This window comes from Achromobacter ruhlandii (genome assembly GCF_902859695.1).
GTDB lineage: Bacteria > Pseudomonadota > Gammaproteobacteria > Burkholderiales > Burkholderiaceae_B > Achromobacter > Achromobacter ruhlandii.
Window position 1 is genome coordinate 274,588 of the sequence record NZ_CADIJL010000005.1, and the last position, 26,818, is coordinate 301,405.

Annotated in this window: 24 protein-coding genes; 16 read left to right on the top strand and 8 right to left on the bottom strand. The window is 67.8% G+C overall.

All coding sequences use genetic code 11. The features are described from left to right. Positions 1-203 precede the first annotated feature (203 nt). The 3 genes from HV742_RS09610 to HV742_RS09620 all read left to right on the top strand — a co-directional run bounded on the left by HV742_RS09610 (position 204) and on the right by HV742_RS09620 (position 6,201). Complete coding sequence (locus HV742_RS09610) at positions 204-1,394, top strand: efflux RND transporter periplasmic adaptor subunit (RefSeq protein ID WP_080977511.1); 1,191 nt, start codon at positions 204-206, stop codon at positions 1,392-1,394. 36 nt (positions 1,395-1,430) lie between these two features. Beyond that, positions 1,431-4,646, top strand: a complete 3,216-nt coding sequence (locus tag HV742_RS09615) for an efflux RND transporter permease subunit (RefSeq protein WP_175144895.1) — start codon at positions 1,431-1,433, stop codon at positions 4,644-4,646. A gap of 67 nt (positions 4,647-4,713) precedes the next feature. Beyond that, positions 4,714-6,201, top strand: coding sequence for an efflux transporter outer membrane subunit (locus HV742_RS09620; RefSeq protein ID WP_049076548.1), 1,488 nt, complete (start codon positions 4,714-4,716; stop codon positions 6,199-6,201). A 107-nt stretch (positions 6,202-6,308) separates the two neighbouring features. Here the strand turns inward: HV742_RS09620 and HV742_RS09625 are convergent, their stop codons facing one another. The 6 genes from HV742_RS09625 to HV742_RS09650 are packed head-to-tail and all read right to left on the bottom strand — an operon-like array spanning position 6,309 to position 12,220. Then, positions 6,309-7,283, bottom strand: coding sequence for a Csu type fimbrial protein (locus HV742_RS09625; RefSeq protein ID WP_175144896.1), 975 nt, complete (start codon positions 7,281-7,283; stop codon positions 6,309-6,311). Beyond that, positions 7,280-9,748 (bottom strand): fimbria/pilus outer membrane usher protein, encoded by a 2,469-nt coding sequence (locus HV742_RS09630; RefSeq protein ID WP_175144897.1) that lies wholly within the window; start codon positions 9,746-9,748, stop codon positions 7,280-7,282. Before HV742_RS09630 ends, HV742_RS09625 begins: the two co-directional genes overlap by 4 nt. Before the next feature lie 7 nt (positions 9,749-9,755). Further along, on the bottom strand, positions 9,756-10,529 hold the full coding sequence (locus tag HV742_RS09635; protein WP_049078173.1) for a fimbrial biogenesis chaperone: 774 nt from the start codon (positions 10,527-10,529) through the stop codon (positions 9,756-9,758). 11 nt (positions 10,530-10,540) lie between these two features. Next, positions 10,541-11,089 carry a Csu type fimbrial protein gene (locus HV742_RS09640; RefSeq protein ID WP_100504937.1) on the bottom strand — a complete coding sequence of 183 codons (549 nt, stop codon included), beginning with the start codon at positions 11,087-11,089 and terminating at the stop codon, positions 10,541-10,543. After that, complete coding sequence (locus HV742_RS09645) at positions 11,083-11,598, bottom strand: Csu type fimbrial protein (RefSeq protein ID WP_063568825.1); 516 nt, start codon at positions 11,596-11,598, stop codon at positions 11,083-11,085. Before HV742_RS09645 ends, HV742_RS09640 begins: the two co-directional genes overlap by 7 nt. Before the next feature lie 49 nt (positions 11,599-11,647). Beyond that, positions 11,648-12,220, bottom strand: a complete 573-nt coding sequence (locus HV742_RS09650; protein ID WP_157809394.1) for a Csu type fimbrial protein — start codon at positions 12,218-12,220, stop codon at positions 11,648-11,650. Positions 12,221-12,426: 206 nt separating this feature from the next. Here HV742_RS09650 and thpR point away from each other — a divergent pair, with 206 nt between their 5' ends. The 3 genes from thpR (at position 12,427) to HV742_RS09665 (ending at position 15,014) form a co-directional block, all read left to right on the top strand. Continuing rightward, positions 12,427-12,957 carry an RNA 2',3'-cyclic phosphodiesterase gene (gene thpR / locus HV742_RS09655; protein WP_175144898.1) on the top strand — a complete coding sequence of 177 codons (531 nt, stop codon included), beginning with the start codon at positions 12,427-12,429 and terminating at the stop codon, positions 12,955-12,957. Positions 12,958-13,012: 55 nt separating this feature from the next. Next, positions 13,013-13,573 carry a 5'-3'-deoxyribonucleotidase gene (locus HV742_RS09660; protein ID WP_175144899.1) on the top strand — a complete coding sequence of 187 codons (561 nt, stop codon included), beginning with the start codon at positions 13,013-13,015 and terminating at the stop codon, positions 13,571-13,573. A 103-nt stretch (positions 13,574-13,676) separates the two neighbouring features. Continuing rightward, the gene (locus tag HV742_RS09665; protein WP_175144900.1) at positions 13,677-15,014 is read left to right on the top strand and encodes an NAD(P)H-dependent oxidoreductase; all 1,338 of its coding nucleotides are present in this window, start codon (positions 13,677-13,679) and stop codon (positions 15,012-15,014) included. A gap of 53 nt (positions 15,015-15,067) precedes the next feature. Here the strand turns inward: HV742_RS09665 and HV742_RS09670 are convergent, their stop codons facing one another. Both HV742_RS09670 and HV742_RS09675 read right to left on the bottom strand, forming a co-directional pair. Continuing rightward, entirely contained in the window at positions 15,068-15,820 is a 753-nt protein-coding gene (locus HV742_RS09670) for a FadR/GntR family transcriptional regulator (protein WP_049076565.1), read from the bottom strand. Between the two features lie 152 nt (positions 15,821-15,972). Continuing rightward, positions 15,973-16,710, bottom strand: coding sequence for an SDR family NAD(P)-dependent oxidoreductase (locus HV742_RS09675; RefSeq protein ID WP_049076567.1), 738 nt, complete (start codon positions 16,708-16,710; stop codon positions 15,973-15,975). Positions 16,711-16,948: 238 nt separating this feature from the next. On the opposite strand from HV742_RS09675, the gene HV742_RS09680 reads away from it, so the two are divergent. From HV742_RS09680 to HV742_RS09725, 10 genes are all read left to right on the top strand, one after another. Continuing rightward, a complete protein-coding gene (locus HV742_RS09680) occupies positions 16,949-17,749 on the top strand; it encodes a shikimate dehydrogenase family protein (protein ID WP_175144901.1) in 801 nt (266 codons plus the stop codon). 54 nt (positions 17,750-17,803) lie between these two features. Further along, positions 17,804-19,039 (top strand): branched-chain amino acid ABC transporter substrate-binding protein, encoded by a 1,236-nt coding sequence (locus tag HV742_RS09685; RefSeq protein ID WP_049076571.1) that lies wholly within the window; start codon positions 17,804-17,806, stop codon positions 19,037-19,039. Between the two features lie 136 nt (positions 19,040-19,175). Further along, positions 19,176-20,117 carry a branched-chain amino acid ABC transporter permease gene (locus HV742_RS09690; RefSeq protein ID WP_006386228.1) on the top strand — a complete coding sequence of 314 codons (942 nt, stop codon included), beginning with the start codon at positions 19,176-19,178 and terminating at the stop codon, positions 20,115-20,117. Then, positions 20,114-21,388, top strand: coding sequence for a branched-chain amino acid ABC transporter permease (locus tag HV742_RS09695; protein ID WP_175144902.1), 1,275 nt, complete (start codon positions 20,114-20,116; stop codon positions 21,386-21,388). Before HV742_RS09690 ends, HV742_RS09695 begins: the two co-directional genes overlap by 4 nt. Continuing rightward, positions 21,385-22,137, top strand: coding sequence for an ABC transporter ATP-binding protein (locus tag HV742_RS09700; protein WP_054419393.1), 753 nt, complete (start codon positions 21,385-21,387; stop codon positions 22,135-22,137). Before HV742_RS09695 ends, HV742_RS09700 begins: the two co-directional genes overlap by 4 nt. After that, a complete protein-coding gene (locus HV742_RS09705) occupies positions 22,134-22,853 on the top strand; it encodes an ABC transporter ATP-binding protein (protein ID WP_006386225.1) in 720 nt (239 codons plus the stop codon). The genes HV742_RS09700 and HV742_RS09705 overlap by 4 nt, the downstream gene beginning before the upstream one ends. A gap of 29 nt (positions 22,854-22,882) precedes the next feature. Then, positions 22,883-23,671 carry an SDR family NAD(P)-dependent oxidoreductase gene (locus HV742_RS09710; RefSeq protein WP_063583638.1) on the top strand — a complete coding sequence of 263 codons (789 nt, stop codon included), beginning with the start codon at positions 22,883-22,885 and terminating at the stop codon, positions 23,669-23,671. A 29-nt stretch (positions 23,672-23,700) separates the two neighbouring features. Next, positions 23,701-25,884 carry an alpha-ketoacid dehydrogenase subunit alpha/beta gene (locus HV742_RS09715; RefSeq protein WP_175144903.1) on the top strand — a complete coding sequence of 728 codons (2,184 nt, stop codon included), beginning with the start codon at positions 23,701-23,703 and terminating at the stop codon, positions 25,882-25,884. After that, a complete protein-coding gene (locus HV742_RS09720; protein WP_175144904.1) occupies positions 25,881-26,372 on the top strand; it encodes a VOC family protein in 492 nt (163 codons plus the stop codon). Before HV742_RS09715 ends, HV742_RS09720 begins: the two co-directional genes overlap by 4 nt. 12 nt (positions 26,373-26,384) lie before the next feature. Next, a partial coding sequence (locus tag HV742_RS09725) for a biotin/lipoyl-containing protein (protein ID WP_302478777.1) occupies positions 26,385-26,818 on the top strand: 434 nt, incomplete at its 3' end.

The following is a 26,818-nucleotide window of genomic DNA, read 5'->3' on the forward strand; positions in this document are numbered from 1 at the left end:
CCTCAGATTCCGATCCCGGTAGAACCCGTCCCCAAATAGACGGATTTCACCAGGGAAACGTAACCGCGTTGCATGTTGCACCGCAATATGACATCGGTGTTTCAGGACTGACAGACCCGCCGCGATGCCCGCCCCCGCCGCCCCCCGCCCCCTCGCGGTTCCGGCAAGCGCGCTTCACCCCGACATCACCCACAAGGAACATCATGGTTTCGCGTAATCGTATTGCTATGCTCGTCGTTTTCGCGGCCGTCATCGCGGCCGGCGGTGGCTACGCCCTGTTTCGCGCCCCCGCCGGCGCCAATGCGGCCCAGGCCCAGGGCGCGCCCGCCGCGCCCCCTGTCGAAGTGGCGGAAGTGGTCAACAAGACCATCGTCGACTGGCAGCGCTATTCCGGCCGCCTGGAAGCCATCGACCGCGTGGACATCCGCCCGCTGGTCTCCGGCACCCTGACCGCCGTGCACTTCCAGGACGGCAGCATCGTCAAGAAGGGCGACGTGCTGTTCACCATCGACCCGCGTCCCTATGCGGCCGAAGTGGACCGCGCCGCCGCCGCCCTGACCGCCGCCAAGGCCCGCGCCTCGTACACGGCGACCGAACTGGCGCGCGGCCAGCGCCTCTTGGCCGACAACGCCATCGCCCGCCGCGACTTCGAGGAAAAGCAGAACGCCGCGCGTGAAGCCGCGGCCAACCTGCAGGGCGCGCAGGCCGCGCTGGACTACGCCAAGCTCAACCTGGGCTACACCCGCATCGAGGCGCCGGTCGCCGGCCGCGTATCGCGCGCGGAAGTCACGGTCGGCAACGTGGTCGCCGCCGGCGCCACCTCGGTGCCGCTGACCACGCTGGTGTCGGTCTCGAAGATGTACGCCTCGTTCGACGTCGACGAGCAGACCTTCCTGAAGTACGTGAACCCGGCCCGCAACGGCAAGGCCGGCTCGGTGCCGGTCGAGCTGGGCCTGGCCAACGAGGAAGGCTATTCGCGCACCGGCTTCGTGCAATCGGTGGACAACCGCCTGGACGCCACGTCCGGCACCATCCGCGTGCGCGCCGAGTTCGACAACGCCGACGGCACCCTGCTGCCCGGCCTGTACGCCCGCATCCGCCTGGGCGGCAGCGAGCCGCGCAGCGCCGTGCTGATCGACGAGAGGGCCATCGGCACCGACCAGGACAAGCGCTACGTGCTGGTGCTGGACGACAAGAACCACGCCAACTACCGCCAGGTGAAGCTGGGCGCCAACCAGGAAGGCCTGCGGGTCGTGGACTCCGGCCTGGCCCCTGGCGAACGCATCGTGGTCAATGGCTTGCAGCGCGTGCGCCCCGGCGACGCCGTGAGCCCGACCGTGGTGCCGATGGTCGCGGCGCAACGCAACCCGGTCAAGACCGCGGCCGCCAACTAAGCCGCCGGTGAACCGCAAAGCAGAACGAGAACGTTCATGAATATCTCGAAATTCTTCATCGACCGGCCGATCTTCGCCGGGGTGTTGTCCGTGCTGGTGCTGCTGGGCGGCCTGCTGGCCATGTTCCAGCTGCCGATCTCGGAATACCCGGAAGTGGTGCCGCCCTCGGTGGTGGTGCGCGCGCAGTACCCGGGCGCCAACCCCAAGGTCATCGCCGAAACCGTCGCCTCGCCGCTGGAGGAATCCATCAACGGCGTGGAAAACATGCTGTACATGCAGTCGCAGGCCAACAGCGACGGCAACCTGACGCTGACGGTCAACTTCAAGCTGGGCGTGGACCCGGACAAGGCGCAGCAGCTGGTGCAGAACCGCGTGTCGCAGGCGCTGCCGCGCCTGCCGCCGGACGTGCAGCGGCTGGGCGTCACGACCACCAAGAGCTCGCCCACCCTGACGCTGGTGGTGCACCTGATCTCGCCCAACGACCGCTACGACATCACCTACCTGCGCAACTACGCGATCCTGAACATCAAGGACCGCCTGGCGCGCATTACCGGCGTGGGTGAAGTGACGGTGTGGGGCGCGGGCAACTACTCGATGCGCGTGTGGCTCGACCCGCAGAAGGTCGCGCAGCGCGGCATGACCGCCGCCGAAGTGGTCGCGGCCATCCGCGAGCAGAACGTGCAGGTCGCCGCGGGCGTGATCGGCGCGTCCCCGACCCTGGGCGACGTGCCGCTGCAGCTGAACGTGAATGCGCGCGGCCGCCTGCAGACCGAAGAGGAATTCCGCGACATCATCCTCAAGACCTCGCCCGACGGCGCCGTGACGCACCTGTCGGACGTGGCCCGCGTGGAACTGGATGCCCAGGAATACGGCTTGCGTTCGCTGCTGGACAACAAGCAGGCGGTGGGCATGGGCATCATGCAATCGCCGGGCGCCAACGCGCTGGACGTGTCGTCGCAGGTGCGCGCCGCCATGGCCGAGCTGGCCCAGGACTTCCCGCCGGGCGTGGAATACCGCATCGAATACGACCCGACCCAGTTCGTGCGCTCCAGTATCGAGGCCGTGGTGCACACGCTGCTGGAAGCCATCGCGCTGGTGGTGCTGGTGGTGATCCTGTTCCTGCAGACCTGGCGCGCGTCCATCATCCCGCTACTGGCGGTGCCGGTGTCCATCGTGGGTACGTTCGGCCTGCTGCTGATGTTCGGCTATTCCATCAACGCCCTGTCGTTGTTCGGGATGGTGCTGGCCATCGGGATCGTGGTCGACGACGCGATCGTGGTGGTGGAAAACGTCGAGCGCAACATCGCGGCGGGCCTGAGTCCGCGCGACGCGACCTATCGCGCCATGCGCGAGGTGAGCGGCCCCATCATCGCCATCGCCCTGACGCTGTGCGCGGTGTTCGTGCCGCTGGCGTTCATGACGGGCCTGACCGGCCAGTTCTACAAGCAGTTCGCGATGACCATCGCCATCTCGACGGTGATCTCGGCCTTCAACTCGCTGACGCTGTCGCCGGCCCTGTCGGCCCTGCTGCTCAAGAGCCACCACGACAAGCCGGACTGGCTGACGCGGGGCATGAACCGCGTGTTCGGCCGCTTCTTCAACTGGTTCAACAACATGTTCGGCCGCGCTTCGGAAAGCTACGGCGTGGGCGTGTCCGGCGTGATCCGCCGCAAGGCCGGCGCCATGGGCGTCTATGCGGTGCTGGTGGCCGCCACCATCGGCGTGTCGTACCTGGTGCCAGGCGGCTTCGTGCCGGCGCAAGACAAGCAGTACCTGATCGGCTTCACCCAGCTGCCCAACGGCGCCTCGCTGGACCGCACTGACGCCGTGATCCGCCGCATGAGCGACATTGCCTTGAAGGAGCCCGGCGTGCAGAGCGCCATCGCCTTCCCGGGCCTGTCCATCAACGGCTTCACCAACAGTTCCAGCGCCGGCATCGTGTTCGTGATGCTCAAACCCTTCGACGAGCGCAAGGGCGCCGCGCTGTCGGGCAATGCCATCGCGGCTTCGCTCAACCAGAAGTTCGCGGCCATCCAGGACTCGTTCATCGCCGTGTTCCCGCCCCCGCCCGTGATGGGCCTGGGCACACTGGGCGGCTTCAAGTTCCAGATCGAGGACCGCGGCGCCGCCGGCTACGCCGAACTGGACAAGGCCAAGTCCGCGTTCCTGGCCAAGGCGCGCCAGGCGCCCGAGCTCGGCCCCGCGTTCTCCAGCTACGAGATCAACGTGCCGCAGCTGGACGTGGACCTGGACCGTGTCAAGGCAAAGCAGCTGGGCGTGCCGGTGACGGAAGTCTTCGACACCATGCAGATCTACCTGGGTTCGATGTACGTCAACGACTTCAACCGGTTCGGCCGCGTGTTCCAGGTGCGGGCGCAGGCGGACGCGCAATACCGCGCGCATGCCGATGACATCCTGCAGCTCAAGACCCGCAATGCCGCCGGCGACATGGTGCCGTTGTCGTCGCTGGTGACCGTCAAGCAGACCTTCGGCCCCGAAATGGTGGTGCGCTACAACGGCTACACCGCCGCCGACATCAACGGCGGACCGGCGCCGGGCTATTCGTCCAACCAGGCGCAGGCCGCGGCCGAGCGCGTGGCCGCCGAAACCCTGCCGCGCGGCATGAAGCTGGAATGGACCGACCTGACCTACCAGCAGATCCTGGCGGGCAACGCCGGCCTGTGGGTGTTCCCGATCAGCGTGCTGCTGGTGTTCCTGGTGCTGGCCGCGCTGTACGAGAGCCTGACCCTGCCGCTGGCCGTGATCCTGATCGTGCCGATGAGCATCCTGGCGGCGCTGACCGGCGTCTACCTGACCGGCAACGACAACAACATCTTCACCCAGATCGGCTTGATGGTGCTGGTGGGGCTGTCGGCGAAGAACGCGATCCTGATCGTGGAATTCGCCCGCGAGCTGGAGATGAATGGCCGCTCGCCGCTGGAAGCCGCGATCGAGGCCAGCCGCCTGCGCCTGCGTCCGATCCTGATGACGTCGATCGCCTTCATCATGGGTGTGGTGCCGCTGGTGCTGTCGTCCGGCGCCGGTTCGGAAATGCGCCACGCCATGGGGGTCGCGGTGTTCTTCGGCATGCTCGGCGTGACGCTGTTCGGTCTGTTCCTGACGCCGGTGTTCTACGTGCTGCTGCGTTCGATGGGCGGCAAGAAATTGCACTCGGCCGCGCCACACGAAGCGCCTGTGTGCGTGCCGCACATCGACCCGCACGCGCCGCCCGCGCCGCAGCACAACGCCTGATCCGGCCCGCAAAAATAGCCAGCGCGTCCCGTCCCGAACGGCGGGGCGCGCGCCCAAGAGAATCGTCATGAAGACCAAAAGACTGATCCGCGGTTCCGCCCTGCTTGCCGTCCTGCTCGTGCTGGCCGGCTGCGCGGTGGGTCCGACCTACGAACGGCCCGCGGCCGCCACGCCGGCGGCCTACAAGGAAGCCGCCCTGCCCGCCTCGGAAGCGGGCACCTGGAAGACCGCCCAGCCCTCGGAAGAGCAGTTGCGCGGCGAATGGTGGAAGGTGTTCGGCGACGAAGGCCTGAACCAGTTGCAGGAAGAGGCCCTGAAGGCCAACCAGAACCTGCAGGCCGCCGCCGCCCGCCTGACGCAGGCCCGCGCGCTGCAACGCGAGGCCCGGGCCGGCTTCTTCCCCAGCCTGGACGCGGGCTTCGGCCCGAACCGCCAGCGCCCCTCGGCGGTGTCGCAAGGCCTGCCTGACGGCACGCCCACGCGGCCGGTGACCACCTGGCGCGCGCAAGGCACGGTGTCGTACGAGGCCGACCTGTTTGGCCGCGTCGCCTCCACCGCCGACGCCGCCACCGCCGATGCGCAGCAGAGCGAGGCGCTGTACCGCTCGGTGCTGCTGGCGCTGCAGGCCGATGTCGCCACCACCTATTTCCTGGTGCGCGAGCAGGATGCCGAAGCCGCGCTGTACCGCCAGACAGTGCAACTGCGCACCGAGACGCTGCAACTGATCCAGCGCCGCTATGACGCGGGCGACATCAGCGAGCTGGACCTGGCGCGCGCCAAGGCCGAGCTGGCCTCGGCGCAATCGGAAGCGCTGGGCATCGACCGCCGCCGCGCCGCCGGTGAACACGCGCTGGCCGTGCTGCTGGGCCGCGCGCCGTCGGAATTCGCGATGCCGCCCAAGCCGATCGAGAAGGTGGCGCTGTCGATCCCGGCCGGCCTGCCGTCGACGCTGCTGGAACGCCGCCCCGACATCGCCGCGGCCGAGCGCGCCATGGCTGCCGCCAACGCCCGCGTGGGCGCGGCCAAGTCGGCGTTCTTCCCGCGCCTGGACATCACGGGCGCGTTTGGCTACGAGTCGTCGGAACTGGGCAACCTGTTCCAATGGTCGAGCCGCACGTTCCTGCTGGGCCCGCTGGTCGGCGCCGCGCTGTCGATGCCGATCTTCGACGGCGGCCGCCGCCAGGCCGGCCTGGACCGCGCCCGCGCGGTGTACGAGGAAGACGTGGCGGTGTATCGCCAGACAGTCCTGAACGCCTTCCGCGAAGTCGAGGACAACCTGTCCAACCTGCGCATCCTGGCCGACCAGACCCGCGCGCAGGACGCGGCGGTGGAAGCCTCGGCCCGCGCCGCCAAGCTCTCGCACACGCAATACCGCGAAGGCTCGATCAGCTATCTCGACGTGATCGAAGCGGATCGCAGTGTGCTGCTGCAGCAGCGGGTGGCGGTGCAGTTGAGCGGCGAGCAGGCGCGGTCGGCGGTGGATCTGATCCGGGCGATCGGGGGCGGGTGGGGCAATCCGGTGCCTGGCGCCGAGAACGTCGCGGCGAATCCTTAACGCCCGGACGGCAAGGAAAAGGGGTGGTCATCCACCCCTTTTCGTCCCTTCCGACCGCTATCCTATGACCTGGTTCTTTGCGCCAGCGAGGCTCGCGGTGAACAGGCTCAATACTCGATCACCACGATTGGACGATCAATGTAGTCTCCCACCGGCACATCGGCCTGCCCCGGGTTGACCCGACCTTCGATCGTGACCTCTTGCGTCACCCCCAGGCCCGTGCCGCCAAGCGGCGTGTTTGCCGGGATCGCGGTGTTTGTCCCCGGCAGGTAGAGCTGGTACGCGATGTAGTTGTTACCAGCGCCTTTCATCCTGCGCATGCCGCCCGCCGCGTTTTCGCCCTCGCCGAAGTACATTTTGAACGGCACCAGCAGGGTGCAATAGAGATTCAGCCTGGCGGTGGCCGGCTTGAACAGGGACACCAGCGGCTGCGAGCCGAAGTCCAGCACAGCGGCTGAACCGTTGAACAGGCAGGATTTGCGCACATCCACCGTGACGTTGACGGTCGTGACAGCCGTGCCGCTATGCCAAGACCAGGGGGCACAAAGGCCCAGCGCGCCCAGGGAACAGTAGCCCCATTCCCAAGTTAGGGTAATGGTATCGCTGTAGTAGGTCGCCGTTGGAACGGATCCCGCCTGTGTCTCCAGGAACAACTGCACGCTGCCACCCACCGAGCCGCCGGCTCCCAGGAAACTCAGGCCACCCTGCGGCAGATCGACCTGTTGGCCGAAAGGCAGATTAATGGTTCCCTTGGCATCGCTGTACAGCTTGTAGGGAAGTCGGGCAATGCCGAACAGTGCGGTCATTGCTCCGTTGTTGGCGCTTCGCGCGGTCACCTTCAACTGGGAATTGGTGCCCAGATTGATGAGCGAGAAAAAGTTGCAGGTGAACTTGGAATCGAACTGCCGCGAATTCTGGCTGTTGTAGAGCTGCCAGGAATAGAACGAACCAAAGTTGATGGGCGGCGCGGTGCCTCCCTGGCAGTTGTTGTCGGCGGCAAGGGCCGTCGCGGGCAGCCCGGCAAACAAGGCCAGCAGGAGGGTTAGCGACCGAAGCGTATTGAGCATGAGAAGGCCGTTCATAGGCAGGTAAGCGGACCGAGCCGGAAGATGCCGGCCTGTGCCGGCACCGGTCCAAGCGTGATGCGGCAGGCCGGCTCGCCATTGGCGGGAATGACACTAATCAGGCTGTTGGCGGGCAAGGTTTCCAGATAGACCTCGCCCTCCCGGCCGACCCAGGCGACGTCCCTGCCATCCGCCTGCACCTGGCTGCCAGGGACGATCGGCCGGCCACTGGCGTCCAGGGCCGAAAAGACCGCGGAGCGCTGCTTTTCCACCGGGAATCGCAATAACAGCCCGCTGCGATCACGGATGGCCGCCTCGGTCTTGGCAACGGGAACCTTGACGTCGGCGGGCAGATTCACCGGGTCGATCTCGAAGTGGGCCGGATACCAGGACGAGACGGAAGGAATCAGCAAGTGCCCGCTGCTGTCGGTGTCGCCGACATACTGGTTCTCGAAGCTCACCGGGACGCCGGCATAACCGTCCGTCGAAATCAGTGCGAAGGCGTCCGTCACTGGCCGTGAAAAATATACGGCGCCGTCCATGGCGATGACAGAACCGCCAAGCTGCGCCCATTGCGACAGATCGCCGCTTGCGCCATACACCCCGCTGCGCAGGTCGAAACGCTGGGTACGCCAATTGATCTCGGCCTGCCGGTACACGCTGGCGCCCGGGTTGTGGCTGGCGCCCAGGCTCCAGCCCACGCCGCCGGCCAGGGGGGCGGCCCGCATGTAGCTGGCCTGCTCAGAACGCCGTCCGTCACGGTCGCGGCTCACGCTCGCGCTGGCGGAAGATCCATCCCCCAGCGAGATCGACAGCGACAACTGGGCGTTGTAGCCACCCGTGCCGATCTCGCGGTTGGCGCTGGTGTAGAGGCTGACGCCCTGTCCCAACGCGATCCCATAGGAAAGGTTGAGCAGGCGCGTGCGCTGTCCCGGCCCGTAGTCCACGTCGAACCATCCCATCCCCAGCGACCCATAGCGCCCCATCGACAGGCTGGCGGTGGCCTGGTCTTCCTGCCGCGCCAGGCGCCCCGCGCTGCGGTAACGGCCCAGATTGGCGAAACCGTCGTCTCGATGCGTGCGGCGCACGCCGACACTGAAGCGCTGGTTGGCATAGGAGTAGCCTAGCGACCACTGCCCGCCATTGACGGCCTGGGCGTTGTAGCCGGACGGATTGGCGGCGCCCTGGGCGGGCTGCCCCATCAACGCGGTATACGGCGAGCGCACACGCCAGGCGTAGGCATCCGACTGCCCCACCTTACCGGCCGCGGCATGACTGGCGGCAACGGTCGCGCTGAACACGCCGTACACCCCCAGCTGGACATTCGAGCCAACCCCGGCGGCGGCGAATCCGGCGGCGCCCTGCGCCCATCCCGTCGCGGTCCAATCGGACGTCACGCCGTGACGAAAAACGCCGCTGGCCGCGAGATCACCGTAGTCGAAAGATGACAGACCATACCGCCTGCGCAACAGGCCGGCCGAGAGACTGTAGTCGGACAGGCCGGGCTGCAGCAGATCATTGGACACATAGAACGACACCTCCTGGCTCACCTCGCGGCCCAGGGCATCGCGCGTCACCACGGTTGCCGTGCCGGCGCCGTTGATATACGGCATGCTTTGCAGGGTGAAGGGGCCGGGGCCGACCTCACGCGATCCCATCCGGTAGTTGTTGATGAACAGGTCCACCGCCGTCGGCACCGCCGCCTGTCCGGCGAACTGCGGGATTGGAAAGGTCACCAGGTCGGGGCGCGTGGCAAAATTTCTTCCGACCTGGAACCCCGCCATGCGCACCGAACTGGAATCGGCCAGTGTATCGGTGATGAGGTCACCCGCGACATACTTGCGCATGGTGGCGGCGTCGTTATAGCGCCATTGGGTGTCGTAGCGCATGAAGCCGGGACCGCCGCCAAAGTCCTGCCCGCGCAGCGTCCGGCGCCAGGCGCCGGTCGAGGACAGCGTGCCGTAGGCGCTGAAAAGACGCGGTTCGTTCCATACCGATAGCGAGGAACCGCGCGGCCCATTATTCAGGTAGGCGTCGTAATTCATCAGCAAGCCTGTCGAGCTGGCGGCCTGCGTGCTGGAAGGCTCCCGCTGTGCCATGTCCACGACCTGGCGGGGCAGCCACTCCGGTGGCACGCTGATCATCAGCCGCTGCGTGGCATTGTCCAACGCCACCCGCACCCCGGGTATCAGGTCGACGGCAACCAGTTCGTGGGCCGGCGCTTCGACCTTCACGCCCGCCTCCTTCAGAATGGCCGCGGGCAGGTAGTAATGCCCCAGCCGATAGTCCACTTTACGCGCCTGGCCAGCGGACTTGCCGTTGACCACGATATCGAGATACAGGATGCCGTCCGGCATGGAGAACGACGCTTCGGCCGCCTGGGCGTGGACTTTGCCGGCGCATGCGACCAACACCAGGGCAATGACGTTCGGACACAGCCGGGCGGCGCCGCACCGCGCCAGGGAATGAAGGAAGCCAGACACGTCAGCATCACCGGATCGAGATTGCCCGCGGTTCCCTATCGGCATTGACAATGGCCTTCAATGTGCCGCCCGCCTGGACCGAAGCGGGCACCTCGAAGCGCATTTCAGCGCCAGGCAGTACGTAGCCGAGCAGGCCCGGCACGCTCCACACCTCTCGCCCACCAACGACAAAGCTGACATGCGACAGGCGCGCATGCACCGGACCGCTGTTGCGCAGGATCAGCCAGCGTTGGCCCTGCCCGGCCTGCACGGCGTAAGTGAGCACCGGCTGGGCGGCGGCCTTGGCGTCCGGATGCTTGCGCACATCCTCGCGCGTCCAGGCGCCCTTGCCGCTGACGAAGAGTGGGACGGAATAGCGCATCTGGAATGCCAGCCCCGCCACCTGCCCGGCAGGCGCGGCGGCCGGCTCCGGACCGCTCTGGCCGGGAATCTCGTCGATCAGGATGCGGTATGCCTCCTGCTTGCCCGCCTGGACTGGCACGGTGCGTATCAGGCGCAGCAACTGGCGCTGCCCGGGTTGGATCTCGGCCGCGGGCGGACTGACCACGATGTTCTCCTGCGGCGCCAACTCGTCCGCCCCATTGGCCTGGGTCCAGCGTAGCGCGCGGATCTGGATGCGGGAGGCGGACTTGCCGTTGTTCTCCAGCCAGATCGCCGTCCCCGCATCGTCGTGCTCGATCACGGGGTCGATGGGCCAGACAAGGATGGAGGCGGCCGCGAAGGCCGTGCACGATAGGCACAGAGCGGCTAGCGCGCCGGCAAGGCGAACAGGGAGTTTCATGGAAATGGCCATCAGTAGTAGACAGTGACGATCAAGTCGTCGGTGTAGACGCCGGGTTCGGGCGCCGTCTGGGTGCTCAGCAGCTTGGCGTAGATGGGCAGCACGACCGGCCCGCCTGTCGCAGTGAATTGCGCACCCTCGCTGCTTTGGCCCCAACGCTGGCTGTAGGCGCTGTCGCGATACAGCTCGTACCTCAGGACCTTGCCGCTGGCGGCGTGCTTGACCTGCCGACCGGCATACCACCAAAGCGCGCCGGCATTGCCGCCATCGTTGATGTCGACGCGGAACGTCGTGCCCGGCGTGCACGTCATGACGACGCTTCCGGCGCCAACGCTGGAGCGGGTCTTCACCTCCTTGTCCAGCCGATACACGACACCGAAATCGATCGTGCCGAGCGACAGCAGTGGCGCCTGGGGAGTGCCGAACCAACAACCCGGTGTGATCGCCGCCCGCACCGTCATCACCTGTGAAACGGTCTCGGCCCGCGCGCTCCCCAGCAATAGGATTCCGGCCAGGAGCGTCGCGCGCGCGCGCGGCCCATGCAATCGCGCGGTCACCATTGAATGGTTACCTTGACGGTATCGCGATACAGCCCACCAGCCGGCGTCGCCTGCGGATTGATCGCCGCGTAGACGGGAATCGTTTCTTCCGCACCCGTGCCCAGGCGCGTCACCGGAGCACTCGCGGTCAAGGGCTGGCTCAGGGAAGCATCGCCAAAGAGCGCGTATGGCACGAAGGCTCCCCCCGGCCCCTTCAACCGACGTTGTGTACCCGTATCGTTTTCGCCCGCGCCCAATACGACACGATAGGGCACGCCAGTAGCGCATTGCACGCGGATATCCGCGCCCCGCTGCCCGGTCAACCTGTTGGCCAGGCTGGGATGGCTGCCGAAATCCAGTTTGCCGAACGACGCCGTGGCGGTGCCTGTCGACGTGGCGCCCACCGAGCACAAGGTGGCAATGACCACGCGCACGCCGAGGGTGGCACTGCCAGACTGCGAAAATGTCTGGGCATGCGCGCCATCGGCCAGGGCAAGGCAGCAGAGCGAGAAGAGAATACGGCGAAGCATGGCGATCACAGGAACCCGCACCCGGTGCCGGTCCTGTCCTGATAAGGCGTTACCAACTGACGGTCAGCATGACGATGTCCGTGTACTTTCCGGAGGCGGGGGTCTTCGCCATGGTCGGAATGCGGCCGTACACCACCATGTCTTCCGCCGTGCCGCTGCCAGTGCCGGTATAGGGATTCTTGCTGTCCCACAACGACTGGCGCGCGGCGTCCTTGTACAGGTTGTACGGTACGAAGTCGTCCTTGCCGCCCCCCACGAGCGCCAGGCGCCGCGCGCCCTGGCCAGAGGAGTTGCGGCCGTCATCCAGCGAGACGCGGTAGGACACGTCCTTGGTGCAGTTCAGCTGGACAATGGCGCCCGCCGTGCCCTTGGCCTGCGCATCGATCGAGTTGTTCGTCAGCGACGACACCTCGCCAAAGCTCAGCGTGCCGAAGGCATTGGCTCCGTTGACCGAACCATTTACCACTTCGCAGCCCTTGCCGATGGTCAGCTCGACGGCCAACTGGCCGCGCACCTCGCCCGCGGAATAGGTAGGAGCAGCAGCGGGTGGGTCGGCCGCGAACGACGCCGCGGAGAAGGTGCAACCACACAGCATGGCGGCGTTCAGGAGGGTGTTCTTCATAAAAATGCTCTGATCGGAAGAAAGGAGGCGGGGAGGAAATCGCGGCGACATCGCCTTATTGCGGAAGGCATTACAGCAATTCGTAAGGATTATCGAAATCAGACAATTCCTAATAGCCTCCCCGCCCGCAATCAACTGTCAAAGCAACAAGCCCACGGTTCAGTAGTGTCTTACCCCGGCGCCACGGATCGGGCACAATCTCCGCCATGTCGCCCCTCCGCCTCTTTTACGCCCTGTGGCCCGAGCCTGACTTGGCCGACACCCTGTCCACCTGGGCCACCCAAGCCCAGCCGCACAGCCACGGCCGCCCCATGCGCACCGAAACCCTGCACATGACCCTGGCCTTCCTGGGGCAGGTGGAGCGCGAAATCGCCAACGAACTGATCGACGCCACTCCCTACCACCGCCTGCAACCCGGCAGCGTCACCCTCGATCGGTACGGCGTCTTCGCCCGCCCCCGCATCCTGTGGGCCGGCCCGGCGCAGACACCGGATGCGCTGCAGGCCAGCCATGACGGCCTCTGGCTGTGGCTGTCGGCCTTTGGCTTCACGCCGCCAACCCAGCCGTTCCGCCCCCACGTCACGCTGCTGCGCAACATCGAACGCCACGATCCGCCCGCCAGCGCCCCGCCGCCCCTGACCTGGCGCTATGACCGCATGGTGCTGGTGGCATCCGAATCCACCGACGGCGGCAGCCGCTACCGCGTCGTCGCCCGCTCCCGGCCGCAACCCGGCTGAAACCGGACCCGGCGCTCTGGCACAATCGAGCGCGTCGCAACGACTTAGGATCGCCATGATCATCCTGCTCGACCAAGACGGCGTGCTGGCCGACTTCGAACACGCCTTCATCGACGCCTGGCGCGCGCGTCACCCCGACATCGCGCCGGTGGCGTTCGAGGATCGCAAGTCCTTCTACATCCGCGAGGACTACGCGCCCGAGCTGCGCGGCATGGCCGAAGCCATCTACACCGCGCCCGGCTTCATCCGCAACCTGCCCCCGGTGCCGGGGGCGCTGGAAGCCGTGCAGGAGCTGCTGGCGCTGGGCATGGACGTGCGCATCTGCACCTCGCCGCTGTCGCAGTTCGAGAACTGCGTCGCCGAGAAATACCTGTGGGTCGAGAAACACCTGGGACGGGAGGCCACCAGCCGGCTGATCCTGACCAAGGACAAGACCCTGGTGCACGGCAATCTGCTGATCGACGACAAGCCGTTGATCCAGGGCGCCGTCAAGCCGCGCTGGAAGCACATCCTGTTCGACGCGCCCTACAACCGCCAGGTCACCGACCGTCCGCGCATCACCTGGGCCAACTGGCGCAACGTGCTGGCGGGCGAGTTGTATACGGCCGACGAATGACGGCCGGATGACATCCTGACGGCGGGGTGGCCGGCCCTGTTCAGCGGCCGGGGTTGGGACTATCCTGTGGTGCTGTATCCCCACCTCTGGAGGAGCCTGCACCATGAATCTGCACCGACTGCTCAAGCAGCGAGAAGCCGACCACAAGCCCTTGCGCGTAGCGCTGCTGGGCGCCGGAAAGTTCGGCGCGATGTTCATGAGCCAGGCCCCCCGCACGCCCGGCATGCGGCTGGTGGCGGTGGCCGACCTGACGCCCGACCGCGCCCGGGCCGCGCTTACCCGGGTCGGCTGGCCCGCCGCCGCGCTCAACGCCTCCAGCATCGGCGACGCGCTCAAGCATGGCAAGGTCTATTTCACCGATGATCCCCACGCGGTCATCGCCAGTCCGGACGTCGACATCGTCATCGACGCCACCGGCCAGGCGGCCGCCGGCATCGCCCACGTGCTGGCCTGCTGCGAGCACGGCAAGCACATCATCATGGTCAACGTCGAGGCCGACGCGCTGGCGGGCCCCTTGCTGGCGCGACGCGCGCGCGAAGCCGGCATCGTCTATTCGCTGGCCTACGGCGACCAGCCGGCGCTGATCTGCGAGATGGTGGACTGGGCGCGCGCGGCGGGCTTCGAGGTGATGGCGGCCGGCAAGGGCACCAAGTACCTGCCCGAGTTCCACACTTCCACGCCCGACACCGTCTGGCCGTACTACGGCTTCACCGCCGAGATGGTGGCGGCCGGCGACTTCAACGCGCAGATGTTCAACAGCTTCCTGGACGGCACCAAGAGCGCCATCGAGATGGCCGCGGTGTCCAACGCCACCGGCCTGCTGCCCTCGCCGTCCGGCCTGCACTTTCCGCCCTGCGGCGTGGACGACCTGGCGCGCGTGCTGCGGCCGCGTGAGGATGGCGGCATCCTGCACCATCGCGGCCAGGTGGAAGTGATTTCCTCGCTCGAACGCGACGGCCGGCCCGTGTTCCGCGACCTGCGCTGGGGCGTGTACGTGACGCTGGCGGCCGACAGCGACTACGTGCGGCGCTGCTTCAAGGAATATGGCCTGGTCACCGATCCCAGCGGCAACTACACCGCCATGTACAAGCCCTATCACCTGATCGGGCTGGAACTGGGCATCAGCGTGGCCAGCGTCGGCCTGCGGCGCGAGCCCACGGGGGCGCCGGCCGGCTGGCATGGCGATGTGGTGGCCACGGCCAAGCGCGACCTGCAGGCCGGACAACTGCTGGACGGCGAAGGCGGCTACACCGTGTATGGCCGGTTGATGCCGGCGCGCGACTCGGTCGACGAAGGCTACCTGCCGCTGGGCCTGTCGCACCAGGTCAAGCTCAAGCACGCGGTGCGGCAGTCGCAGGCGATCCGTTGGAGCGACGTGGAATACGACGATCGTTCGGCCGCGGTGCAGTTCCGTCGCGAGATGGAACAGACCTTCGCCTGAACGCGGCGGACGCCAGCGGCGTGGCCGGGGCGCCGAGGCGCCCGATGGCCGCGTCAGACCGGCGGCGAACGTTCCGCCTGGAACAGCCGCAGGCGGTCGGCGGCGTTGCGCAGGTGCTGCTCGGCGGCCTTGCCGGCGGCATCGGGATCCCCGCCCTCGATGGCGGCGAAGATCGCCTGGTGCTCGCTCTGCACGGCCGCCATGCGCTCGGCATACATGCGCGCCGTGTTGTTGCGCGCGCTGCGGATGACGCGCCGCACATTCGCTTCCAGGTAGTCGTTCAGGGCCACCAGGTGCGGGTTGTGCGTGGCCTGCACGATGGCCTGGTGAAACTGGTAGTCCTCTTCGTCGCCCAGCTTGTCGTTGATGAGCGCGTACTCCATGCCCACCAGCGCCTGGCGCATCTTCTTCAGGTCGGGTTCGGTGCGGCGCTGCGCCGCGTAGCGCGCGGCGGTGACTTCGATCGACAGCATCAGCTCCAGGATGTGTTCCAGGTCCTGGTTGTCGCCCGGTGTGGGCGCGGCGATGCGGAAGGCGTTGCGCTGGAAGTTCGGATCGACGAACACGCCGCTGCCTTGCTGCGAGGTGATCAGGCCCTCGGATTTCAGGCGCGCCAGCGCCTCGCGCACCACGGCGCGGCTGACCGAGTAGATCTCGGTCAATTGCTTTTCGGTGGGCAGGCGGTCGCCGGGCGCCAGGGTGCCCTGGCGGATCTGCTCGGCCAGCGCGTCGGCCACGCCCGCCGAAAGCGAATGCCTGGGCGCGGCGCGCTGCGGGTCGGAGTCCTGTGCTTGAGTGGGCTGCATGGGGAATCGTTAAAACGTGAAGGCGGCTCGCGGCGGGGATGCCCCTGGGACGCGCCGGCCCGTGGTTATAGGAATTCTCGACGTTTCACTGCGGCGGCGCCCTTGAAAATTATAGGATTTTGCCGGAATCAAGGGCGCGGCCGTTTCAGACTTTACGCGATATAGATGCCGCCGTTCACCTGCATCACCTCGCCCGTCACGAAACCGGCCAGCGGCGAGCACAGGAAGGCGATCGCGCCGGCGATTTCCTCGGCCGTGCCGAAGCGCCGCAACGGCGTGCTCTCCAGCAGCTGCGCGCCCTTCTGGCCGATCAGGTCGTGCGTCATGGAGGTGGCGATGATGCCAGGCGCCACCGCGTTCACCCGGATCTGCGGCGCCAGCTCCAGCGCCAGGCTGCGGGTGAAGCTCTGCACCGCGCCCTTGGAGGCCGAATAGGCCGCGTGCGCGTAGCTGCCGCGCTGCGCCGCCAGCGAAGTCAGCAGCACGATCGAGCCGTTCTGGCGCAGGTGGCGTTGTGCGGCGCGGCACACATAGAAGGTGCCGTCCAGGTTGACGCCCATGAGCTTCTTCCAGGCCTCGTCGCTGGTGTCCTTGACCAGCTGCTCGGGGTAGATGCCGGCGCAATGCACCAGGTGATCGATACCGCCGAAATGCTGCGCGGCGCGTTCCAGCACCCGGTCGCAATCGTGCGAGGCGGCCACGTCCAGCGCGTGCACGAACACCCGCTGGCCGCTGGCGTCCAGCTCGGCGGCCACCTCGTCCAGGCGCGCCTTGTCGATGTCGGTGAGCACCAGCCGGGCGCCATGGGCGGCCATCAGCCGCGCGGTCGCCAGACCGATGCCATTGCCCGCGCCGGTGATGGCCACTACCTGTCCTTCGAACGAAATCATGCGGTCTCCAAAGCGCTTTTTCGGGGGCACGCGCCCGCTCCCGGGGCGCCGCCAACGGTTCGATTGAACCGCCAAATGCATCGCTTGACACGGGAAAAACGCTTGCCCTATGATTTATCGGACAACTTAATAAAGTTGCCTGACAACTTGTGTTGAAAGCGTAAAGCAACTGGCGATTTCAAGCAAGGGCGTCAAGAAAACACGGCCAACGGCCGCATGACAGGCAGGGGACAACCAGGTGGAAATCACCGGCAGCACAACCGTATTCGCGATCGCGGCCGACCCGATCGCGCACGTCAAGACGCCCCAGCGGCTCAATGCCCTGCTGCGCGAGCGCGGCATCGACGCCGTCATGGTGCCGTTCCATGTCGCCACCGCCGGCCTGCCCGGCCTGTTCGCGGGCCTGCGCGGCCTGGCCAACCTGGGCGGACTGGTGGTCACCGTGCCTCATAAGGAAAGCGCCGCCGCGCTGTGCGACGCCCTCACGCCTGCCGCCGAACTGATCGGCGCCGTCAACGCCGTGCGGCTGCGCGACGGCTGCCTGACCGGCGGCAACTTCGACGGCCTGGGCTTCGTCGCCGGCCTGCGCGGCCAGGGCCATGAACCCGCCGGCCGCCATGTCTACCTGGCGGGCCTGGGCGGCGCCGGCAAGGCCATCGCCTGCGCCATCGCCGAGGCCGGCCCGGCCAGCCTGCGCCTGTACAACCGTTCGCCCGGCAAGGCCGAGGCGTTTGCCGAGCGCCTGGCGCGCCACTATCCCGGCCTGGCCATCAGTGTGGCCGGCCCGCGTCCCGAGCCCTGTGACATCGCCATCAACGCGACCACCCTGGGCCTGGACGACAACGATCCCCTGCCCTTCCCGCTGGATGCCCTGGCGCCCGGCGCCGTGGTGGCCGACGCCGTGATGAGCCGCGTCGACACGCCGCTGCTGCGCGCCGCGGCCGCGCGCGGCTGCCGCACCCATCCCGGCCTCTACATGCTGGAAGGACAACTCACCGAAATTGCCCGCTTCCTGGGCATAGAAGAGCCGCATTCCTAAGCGAGCTTGCTTGATTCACGGACCTACCACTCCCGTTCCACGGAGGAGACACGCATGAAATTGGCTTTCACCACCGGCCTGTTGTGCCTGGCCGGCATTGCCGCATCGGCCCAGGCCGCGCCCGTCAAGATCGGTCTGATCGAGACGCTGTCCGGCCCGCAGGCCTCGACCGGCCTGATGTTCCGCGCCGCGGTCAAGTACCAGTTGGACCGCATCAACGCCGCCGGCGGCTGGAACGGCCAGCCGCTGGAACTGGTCGAGTTCGACAACCAGGGCGGCCCGGTGGGCGCCTCCGACCGTTTCCGCGCCGCGGCCGCCGAAGGCGTGCAGATCCTGGTGCAGGGCTCGTCCTCGGCCATCTCCGGCCAGCTGACCGAGGACGTGCGCAAGCACAACCTGCGCAATCCGGGCAAGGAAGTGGTGTTCCTGAACGTGGGCGGCGAAGCCCTGGAACTGACCGGCCAGAAGTGCCACTTCTACCACTTCCGCTTCACCACCAACGCCGACCTGCGCGTCAAGGCGCTGGCGTCGGTCATGTCGGCCGACGGCACGCTGGGCAAGCGCGTCTACGCCATCAACCAGAACTACTCCTGGGGCCAGGACATGGAAGGCGCCACCGAGCGCTTCGCCAAGCAGTACGGCTATGAAGTGGTCGGCAAGACGCTGCACGAAGTCAACAAGATCCAGGACTTCGCGCCCTACGTGGCCCGCATCCGCTCGGCCAATCCCGACACCGTCATCACCGGCAACTGGTCCAACGACCTGCTGTTGCTGATGAAGGCGACGCAATCGGCCGGCCTGAAGGTGCGCTTTGCCACCGTGTTCCTGGACCAGGTCGGCAACCTCGCCAACGCCGGCGAGGTCGCGCTGGGCCACTACATCGCCCACCCCTACAACATCGAGGCCGCGGGCGAGGAAGGCGCCAAGTTCGCCGAGGACTACAAGGCCAAGACCGGCCACTACCCCAGCTACACCGAGCCGCAGACCGTGATCGGCATCACCTTCCTGGGCGAAGCGCTCAAGCAGGTCCAACCCAAGGACGGCAAGCTGTCGGTGCCGGACCTGGCGCGCGCGCTGGAGAAGGTCACCTACACCTCGCCGCTGGGCACCTACACCATGCGCGCCGAAGACCACCAGGTGCAGCTGCCGATGGTGGTGTCCAAGGTCGGCAAGAACGCCAAGTACAAGGCCGACGGCACCGACATGGGCTTCGAGCCGGTCAAGGTGCTGTCCGCCGCGGACGTGTCCGCGCCGGTGCAGGCCACCTGCAAGATGGTTCGCCCGGACTGATGACGCGACGGCCGCGGACGGCATGCCGTCCGCGGCCACTCGCCAATAAAACGCTCACCGGCGCGGGGCCGGAAAAAACAGGGCGTGATCGATCGCCAGGCGCCCGGCGCCTGCGCGCAAGGATTTTGGAGCGGACATGGAATACTTTACCGTCTCGCTGTTGAACGGCGTGATTTACGGCCTGCTGCTATTCATGGTGTCGGCGGGCCTGACACTGATCTTCGGAATGATGGGCGTGCTCAACTTCGCGCACGCCTCGTTCTACATGATAGGCGCGTACGCCGCCTATACCCTGACGCCCGTCACCGGGTTCTGGACCGCGCTGGTGCTGGCCACCGTCATCGCCGGCGTGCTCGGCATGGGCGTGGAACGCTTCTTCCTGCGCCGCGTGCACAAGTTCGGCCACGCGCAGGAACTGCTGGTGACCTTCGGCCTGGCGTTCATCGTCGCCGAGCTCATCAAGCTGTTCTACGGGGATTTCCCGGTCGACTACCGCGTGCCGCAGTTCCTGAACTTCGCGGCCTTCCGCGTGTTCGACGCCGACTATCCGTTCTACCGCCTGCTGATGGGCGGCGTGTCGCTGGCGATGTTCGCGGTGATCTACCTGCTGCTGTCGCGCACCCGCGTCGGCATCGTGGTGCGCTCGGCCATCTACCGGCCGCGCATGGCCGAGGCCCTTGGCCACAACGTGCCGCTGGTGTTCATGAGCGTGTTCGGCGTGGGCGCGGCGATGGCCGGCCTGGCGGGCGCGGTCGCGGGCGCCTTCTACACCACCAATCCGAACATGGCGCTGGAACTGGGCGTGCTGGTGTTCGTGGTGGTGGTCGTGGGGGGCCTGGGCTCGCTTGAAGGCGCCATGATCGCCTCGCTGCTGATCGGCCTGATCAGCTCGTTCTCGGTCGGCATCGACGCCAGCCTGGCGACGCTGTTCGGCCTGTTCGGCGCCGGCGAGTGGGCCGAGAGCGTGGGCGGCCTGATGACGGTGAAGATCTCCAGCCTGGCGGCGACGCTGCCGTTCCTGCTGATGCTGGTGGTGCTGCTGGTCAAGCCCTCGGGCCTGAAGGGAGAACAGGCATGAGCCAGAATTCCTCGCGCCGCGCCACGGCCGGCCTGCTGTTGCTCGCCTGCGTGGCCGCGTTGTGCGCGCTGCCGTGGCTGCTGCCCGCCGGCCAACTGGTCGCGGCGGTGCAGATGCTGATCGCGGCGCTGTTCGCCTGCGCCTTCAACCTGCTGGCCGGCCAGGGCGGCATGCTGTCCTTCGGCCACGCGGCCTACTTCGGCGTCGGCACCTTCGCCACCATCCACGCCATGAATGCGCTGGGCGGCGCGGGCCTGTTGCCGACACCGCTGATGCCGCTGGCCGGCGGCGTGGCCGGCCTGCTGTTCGGCCTGGTCGCGGGCTGGTTCGCCACCATGCGCGCCGGCGTGTACTTCTCGATGATCACGCTGGCGCTGGCCGAGCTGCTGCATGCGCTGGCGCCGCACCTGAAGGGCGTGTTCGGCGGCGAGGCCGGCCTGTCGGCCATGCGCATGCCAGCCTGGGGCTTCACCTTCGGCTCGGACGTCGAGGTGTACTTCCTGGTGCTGGCCTGGGTGCTGGTGTCGCTGGCCGCGCTGTATGGCCTGACCCGCACGCCGCTGGGCCGGCTGACGCTGGGCCTGCGCGAAAACGCCAACCGCCTGCGCTACCTGGGCTACCGGCCGCACACGCTCAAGACCATGGTGTTCGCGCTGTCGGCCATGTTCGCCGGCATCGCAGGCGGCCTCCAGGCATTGAACATCGAGGCCGGCAACTACGTGCTGTTCGAGGTCAAGCTGTCGACCGACGCGGTGCTGTTCGCCTACATCGGCGGCGTCAACGCCTTCCTGGGACCGGTGCTGGGCGCCTCGATCCTGACCTTCCTGTCGCAGACGCTGGCCGACATCACCCGTTCCTGGCTGCTGTACCAGGGCATCCTGTTCGTGCTGGTGATGCTGTTCGTGCCGGACGGCCTGGTCGGGCTGGTGCAGCGCGCCGCCAAGTCGCTGCGCCAGCGCGGGCTGGCCGACTGGCTGCCGCGCGCCGTGGTGTCCGTCGCCGGCGGCCTGCTGCTGACCGGCGCCACGGTGTTCTCGGTGGAACTGCTGCAACGCATGTTCGCGCGCGACTACCGCTCGCTGCTGGCGATGAACCCCGATGCCGGCTGGCCCGCCATTTCCCTGTTCGGCCACGACTGGGCGCCGCTGGCGCTGTCGACCTGGCTGCTGCCGCTGGCGCTGTTCGCAGGCGGCCTGCTGGCCTGCCGCTGGGCGCTGGCCCTGTGGCGCGGCGAGGCCGAGGCCGCGCCCGTGCTGGAGACCGCAAAATGAGCCACGAGATCCTGACCCTGACCGACGTGCGCAAGTCCTTCGGCGACGCGCAGATCATCCGCGGCGTCAACCTGAAGGTCGAGGCCGGCGAACGCCATGCCGTCATCGGCCCCAACGGCGCCGGCAAGTCCACGCTGTTCCACCTGATGTCGGGCTCGTTCGCGCCGACCTCGGGCGACATCAGCCTGCGCGCGCGCCCGATCGGCGGCCTGCCGCCCGAACGCATCAACCGTCTCGGCCTGGCGCGTTCGTTCCAGATCACCAACGTGTTCCCGCGCCTGTCGGTGCGCGAGAACCTGCGGCTGGCGGTGCTGCGCATGCACGGCCTGGTCTACAACTTCTGGCGCCCCATCGCGCGCCACCGCGCCGTCAACGAGAACGTCGACCAGCTGCTGGAAAAAGTGCGTCTGGCGCCCAAGCAGCACACCGCCGCGGGCGACCTGAACTACTCCGAGCAGCGCTCGCTGGAAATCGGCATGACGCTGGCCTCGCGGCCCAAGGTGATCCTGCTGGACGAGCCGATGGCCGGCATGTCGCAGCACGAGGTCGACTACACCGTCGAACTCATCAAGGACGTGACGCGCGACTGCACCCTGCTGATCGTGGAGCACGACATGCAGGTGGTGTTCTCGCTGGCCGACCGCATCAGCGTGCTGGTGTACGGCGAGATCCTGGCCACCGGCACGCCCGCCGAGATCCGCGGCGACGCCCGCGTGCGCGAAGCCTACCTGGGAGAGGAAACGGTATGAGCATGCAATCCCCCCTGCTGGCCCTGCAAGGCGTGCACGCGCACTACGGCAAGAGCCACATCCTGCACGGCATCGACCTGACGGTGGGCCGCGGCGAAGTGGTCAGCCTGCTGGGCCGCAACGGCGCCGGCCGCTCCACCACCATGAAAAGCATCATGGGGCTGGTGGACGTGACGGGCGGCCGCATCGCCATCGAAGGGCGCGACATCACCAACAAGCGGCCTTTCGAGATCGCCCGCGCCGGACTGGGTTTCGTGCCGGAGGAGCGCGAGGTGTTCGCCAACCTGACGGTGGACGAGAACCTGCGCATGGGCGAACAGCCCGTCCGGCCCGACGCGCCGGCCTGGACCATCGAACAGATGTTCGGCTATTTCCCGCGCCTGAAGGAACGCCGCAATACCCGCGCCGGCAACCTGTCCGGCGGCGAACAGCAGATGCTGACCATGTGCCGCTCGCTCCTGGGCAACCCCAAGGTCATGCTGATCGACGAGCCCACCGAGGGCCTGGCGCCCAAGATCGTGGAAGTGATCGCCGACGTGATCCGCGACATCCACCAGCGCGGCGTGTCGGTGGTGCTGGTCGAGCAGAAGCTGACCATCGCATTGAAAGTGTCCACGCGCGTCAGCGTGATGGGCCATGGCCGCATCGTTTTCGAAGGACCGCCCGCGCAGCTGCATGAGCGCCAGGACGTGGTCCAGGAATGGCTGGCGGTCTGACCGCCTAACGCATCTGTAGAGGCAAGCACTTGGACAATACCCCTGAAGTACGCCACGCCGATCTGCGCGGCAAGAACGTGGTGATCACCGGCGGCGCCAAAGGCATCGGCTACGCCACGGCCGAGGCGTTCGTGCGCCAGGGCGCGCGGGTGGCGCTGCTGGACATGGACCCGGTAGCGCTGGACGCGGCCGTGGCCGGGCTGCGCGCGGCCGGCGGCGAGGCCCTGGCCGCGCAGGCCTCGGTCACCGATGCCGACGCCGTGGAACGCGCCTTCGCCCAGGTCGAGCAGGCCTGGGGCGGCATCGACGTGCTGGTCAACAACGCCGGCATCTCGGCCAACAAGCCGTCGCTGGAAGTCACCCCCGAGGAATGGCGCCGCGCCGTCGACATCAACCTGACCGGCGTGTTCCTGTGCGCCCAGGCCGCCGGCCGCCGCATGGTGCCCAAGGGCGAGGGCTGCATCATCAACCTGGCCTCGATGTACGGCGTGGTGGCCGCGCCCGACCGCGCCGCCTATTGCGCCACCAAGGGCGCGGTGGTGCTGCTGACCGAGACCCTGGCGGTGGAATGGGGCCCGGCGGGCGTGCGCGTGAACGCGCTGGCGCCCGGCTACGTCGAGACCGACCTGGTGCGCGACCTGGCCGCGCGCGGCCGCCTCGACCCCGAACGCCTCAAGCAGCGCACGCCGCTGCGGCGCCTGGCGCAGCCGGCCGAAATGGCCGACCTGGCGGTGTTCCTGGCGTCCAGCCAGGCCGCCTACATCACCGGACACACCCTGGTGGCCGATGGCGGCTGGAGCCGCTACAGCTACCTCTGACCGCTTACCTACATTCTGGAGATTCACTCATGGCCACCTACCAACCGCTTGGTTCCCAGGCGCCCTGGCGGCAACTGACGGTCGAGGCCTCGGACTGGCAACAGGCCGACCCGGCGCTGCTGGCCACCATGCTGACGCAGCTGCACTGGATCCGCGCCTTCGAGGAAGCGGTGCTGGACCTGGCCGCCGAAGGCCTGGTGCACGGCCCGGCCCACTCGTCGGTGGGCCAGGAAGGCGGCGCCGTCGGCTCGGTGCTGGCGCTGGGCGCCGGCGACCAGATCAACGGCTCGCACCGCGGCCACCACCAGTTCCTGGCCAAGGCCCTGCAACACGTCGCGCCGCTGGGCCTGGATCCGCGCAACCCGCTCACGCCCGCCATCGACGAAGTGCTGCACAAGACGCTGGCCGAGATCATGGGCCTGGCGCAGGGCTACTGCCGCGGTCGCGGCGGCAGCATGCACCTGCGCTGGCTGGAAGCCGGCGCGCTCGGCACCAACGCCATCGTCGGCGGCGGCGTGCCGCTGGCGGCCGGCGCGGCCTGGGCCCACCGGCACGCCGGCACCGACCGCGTGGCCGTGACGTACTTCGGCGACGGCGCCGTCAACATCGGCTCGGTGCTCGAGACGATGAACCTGACCGCCGCGTGGAAGACGCCGCTGTGCTTCTTCATCGAGAACAACCGCTACGCCGTGTCCACCACGGTGGAGGAATCGACCGCCGAGCCGCGCCTGTCGGCCCGTGGCCAGGCCTTCAACATCCCGGCCTGGCAGGTCGATGGCATGGATCCGCTGGCCGTGCACCTGGCCATGTCGGAAGCCGTGGCGCACATGCGCGCCGGCAACGGCCCCACCATCATCGAGGTGGACGTCTACCGCTTCTTCCACCAGAACGGCCCCTTCCCCGGCAGCGCCTTCGGCTACCGCAGCAAGGAAGAAGAGGCGCAATGGCGCCGCCGCGATCCGCTCGACAAGATCGCCGCCGAGATGATCGGCCGCCAGCTGATCACCCAGGCCGAGGTCGACGCCCTGCGCCAGCGCTGCAAGGACGTGATGAAGGACGTGTCGGGCCGGCTGACCGAGGCCACCGACGGCGGCAAGCGCCGCGTGCGCGCCGACCTGTGGCCGCGCCCCGACTTCCGCGACGTGGGCCTGCGCAGCGACGGCTCGGAACTGGCCGGCCTGCGCTACCAGGACGCCGCCGACTACGCCGGCGCCCGCGCCGAGCGCAAGTTCGTGGACGCGGTGGCCGACGTGCTCGACCGCCGCATGGAAACCGACCCCGGCGTGGTGGTGCTGGGCGAGGACGTGCACCGCCTGAAGGGCGGCACCAACGGCGCCACGCGCGGCCTGAAGGACAAGTACCCCGATCGCGTGCTGGGCACGCCGATTTCCGAGAACGCCTTTGCCGGCCTGGGCGGCGGCCTGGCCATGGACGGCCGCTACAAGCCAGTGGTGGAATTCATGTATCCCGACTTCATGTGGGTCGCGGCCGACCAGATCTTCAACCAGATCGGCAAGGCCCGCCACATGTTCGGCGGCGACATCGACGTGCCGTTCGTGCTGCGCACCAAGGTGGCGATGGGCACGGGCTACGGCTCGCAGCACTCGATGGACCCGGCCGGCGTGTTCGCCACCGCGCCGGGCTGGCGCATCGTCGCGCCGTCCACGCCGTATGAGTACATCGGCCTGATGAACACCGCACTGGCCTCCAAGGACCCGGTGCTGGTGATCGAGCACGTCGACCTGTATGCCTCGTCGGGCGAGGTTCCCGACGGCGACCTGGACTACGCCATTCCGTTCGGCAAGGCGCGCGTGCGCCGCGCAGGTTCCAAGGTCACGGTGCTGACCTACCTGTCGATGGTCAGCCGCGCGCTCAAGGCCGCAGAAGAGACCGGCGTCGACGCGGAAGTCATCGACCTGCGCACGCTGGACCGCGCCAACCTGGACTGGGACACCATCGGCGCCAGCATCCAGAAGACCAACAACGTGCTGATCGTCGAACAGGGCGCGCGCGGCACCTCGTACGGCGCCATGCTGGCCGACGAGATCCAGCGCCGCTACTTCGACTGGCTCGACCAGCCGGTCAAGCGCGTCACCGGCGGCGAGGCCTCGCCCAGCATCTCCAAGGTGCTGGAACGCGCGGCCTTCGCCGACACCGAGGAAGTCATCGCCGGCCTGAACGACGTGCTGGCCGACCTGGGAGAACGCGCATGAGCGCCGCCCTGCGCATGAGCGTCCCGATGGAAGTCGGCATTTGCTGCGCCGACCTGGACGCGCTGCTGGCGTTCTACACCGAGGTGGTCGGCCTGACGCTGGTGAACCGCGTCAGCGTGCCGGCCGACAAGGCCCGCGCCACCGGCCTGACACCGCATGGCTACGACGTGGCGCGCCTGCAGACCTCGTATGGCGAGCGCATCAAGCTGCTGCAGCCGACCGTGGCGCCGGAACCCGCCGTGCGCGGCGCCGCCATCCTGGACCGCCAGGGCAGCGCCTACCTCACCTTCATCGTGCGTGACCTGGCCGGCACCGTCGAGCGCCTGCGGGCGCGCGGCGTGGTCTTCGACAGCGAACCGGCGCCAATGGAAGTACGGCCCGGCACCTGGCTGGCCTTCTTCCGCGACCCCGAAGGCAATGTGCTGGAACTGGTCGAATACGACGACCCGGCGGCCTACCGGCCCGACCTGGCCGTGCGCGCAGAATAGGACGAACTACACGTGGCACACCTTATCAAGCTCCCCTCCGTCGCGGCCGATGCCGACGCCGGCACGCTGCACCAATGGCTCAAGCAGGAAGGCGACACGGTCGCCGTGGGCGAGGCGCTGGCGGAAATCGAAACCGAGAAAGCGATCGTCGAGATCAACGCCGAACAGGCGGGCGTCTTGGGCCGCATCGTGGTGCAGGCCGGCCCGGCGTCGGTGCCGATCAACACCGTGATCGGCGTGCTGCTGGCGCCGGGCGAGGACGCCAGCGCGATCGACAAGGCGCTGGCGGAACACGGCGCGCAAGCAGCGGCCCAGCCGGCCGTGGCACAGCCTGCCGCAGCGCCGGCCGCGGCGACATATGCCGCGGCTACGCCGACGACCGCGACTTCGACGGCCGCGACGTCCGCCGCCGCGCCCGCCGCGCGCGACGCCACTGCCGACGCCCC

What these genes read in the sequence shown, in the direction of transcription:
- HV742_RS09685 (WP_049076571.1), top strand. Translation starts at nt 17,804, where the DNA reads ATGAAATTGGCTTTCACCACCGGCCTGTTGTGCCTGGCCGGCATTGCC.
- HV742_RS09660 (WP_175144899.1), top strand. Translation starts at nt 13,013, where the DNA reads ATGATCATCCTGCTCGACCAAGACGGCGTGCTGGCCGACTTCGAACAC.
- HV742_RS09650 (WP_157809394.1), bottom strand. Translation starts at nt 12,220, where the DNA reads ATGAAGAACACCCTCCTGAACGCCGCCATGCTGTGTGGTTGCACCTTC.
- HV742_RS09700 (WP_054419393.1), top strand. Translation starts at nt 21,385, where the DNA reads ATGAGCCACGAGATCCTGACCCTGACCGACGTGCGCAAGTCCTTCGGC.
- HV742_RS09620 (WP_049076548.1), top strand. Translation starts at nt 4,714, where the DNA reads ATGAAGACCAAAAGACTGATCCGCGGTTCCGCCCTGCTTGCCGTCCTG.
- HV742_RS09720 (WP_175144904.1), top strand. Translation starts at nt 25,881, where the DNA reads ATGAGCGCCGCCCTGCGCATGAGCGTCCCGATGGAAGTCGGCATTTGC.
- HV742_RS09665 (WP_175144900.1), top strand. Translation starts at nt 13,677, where the DNA reads ATGAATCTGCACCGACTGCTCAAGCAGCGAGAAGCCGACCACAAGCCC.
- HV742_RS09695 (WP_175144902.1), top strand. Translation starts at nt 20,114, where the DNA reads ATGAGCCAGAATTCCTCGCGCCGCGCCACGGCCGGCCTGCTGTTGCTC.
- HV742_RS09640 (WP_100504937.1), bottom strand. Translation starts at nt 11,089, where the DNA reads ATGGTGACCGCGCGATTGCATGGGCCGCGCGCGCGCGCGACGCTCCTG.
- HV742_RS09690 (WP_006386228.1), top strand. Translation starts at nt 19,176, where the DNA reads ATGGAATACTTTACCGTCTCGCTGTTGAACGGCGTGATTTACGGCCTG.
- HV742_RS09670 (WP_049076565.1), bottom strand. Translation starts at nt 15,820, where the DNA reads ATGCAGCCCACTCAAGCACAGGACTCCGACCCGCAGCGCGCCGCGCCC.
- thpR (WP_175144898.1), top strand. Translation starts at nt 12,427, where the DNA reads ATGTCGCCCCTCCGCCTCTTTTACGCCCTGTGGCCCGAGCCTGACTTG.
- HV742_RS09645 (WP_063568825.1), bottom strand. Translation starts at nt 11,598, where the DNA reads ATGCTTCGCCGTATTCTCTTCTCGCTCTGCTGCCTTGCCCTGGCCGAT.
- HV742_RS09705 (WP_006386225.1), top strand. Translation starts at nt 22,134, where the DNA reads ATGAGCATGCAATCCCCCCTGCTGGCCCTGCAAGGCGTGCACGCGCAC.
- HV742_RS09675 (WP_049076567.1), bottom strand. Translation starts at nt 16,710, where the DNA reads ATGATTTCGTTCGAAGGACAGGTAGTGGCCATCACCGGCGCGGGCAAT.
- HV742_RS09615 (WP_175144895.1), top strand. Translation starts at nt 1,431, where the DNA reads ATGAATATCTCGAAATTCTTCATCGACCGGCCGATCTTCGCCGGGGTG.
- HV742_RS09610 (WP_080977511.1), top strand. Translation starts at nt 204, where the DNA reads ATGGTTTCGCGTAATCGTATTGCTATGCTCGTCGTTTTCGCGGCCGTC.
- HV742_RS09715 (WP_175144903.1), top strand. Translation starts at nt 23,701, where the DNA reads ATGGCCACCTACCAACCGCTTGGTTCCCAGGCGCCCTGGCGGCAACTG.
- HV742_RS09635 (WP_049078173.1), bottom strand. Translation starts at nt 10,529, where the DNA reads ATGAAACTCCCTGTTCGCCTTGCCGGCGCGCTAGCCGCTCTGTGCCTA.
- HV742_RS09625 (WP_175144896.1), bottom strand. Translation starts at nt 7,283, where the DNA reads ATGAACGGCCTTCTCATGCTCAATACGCTTCGGTCGCTAACCCTCCTG.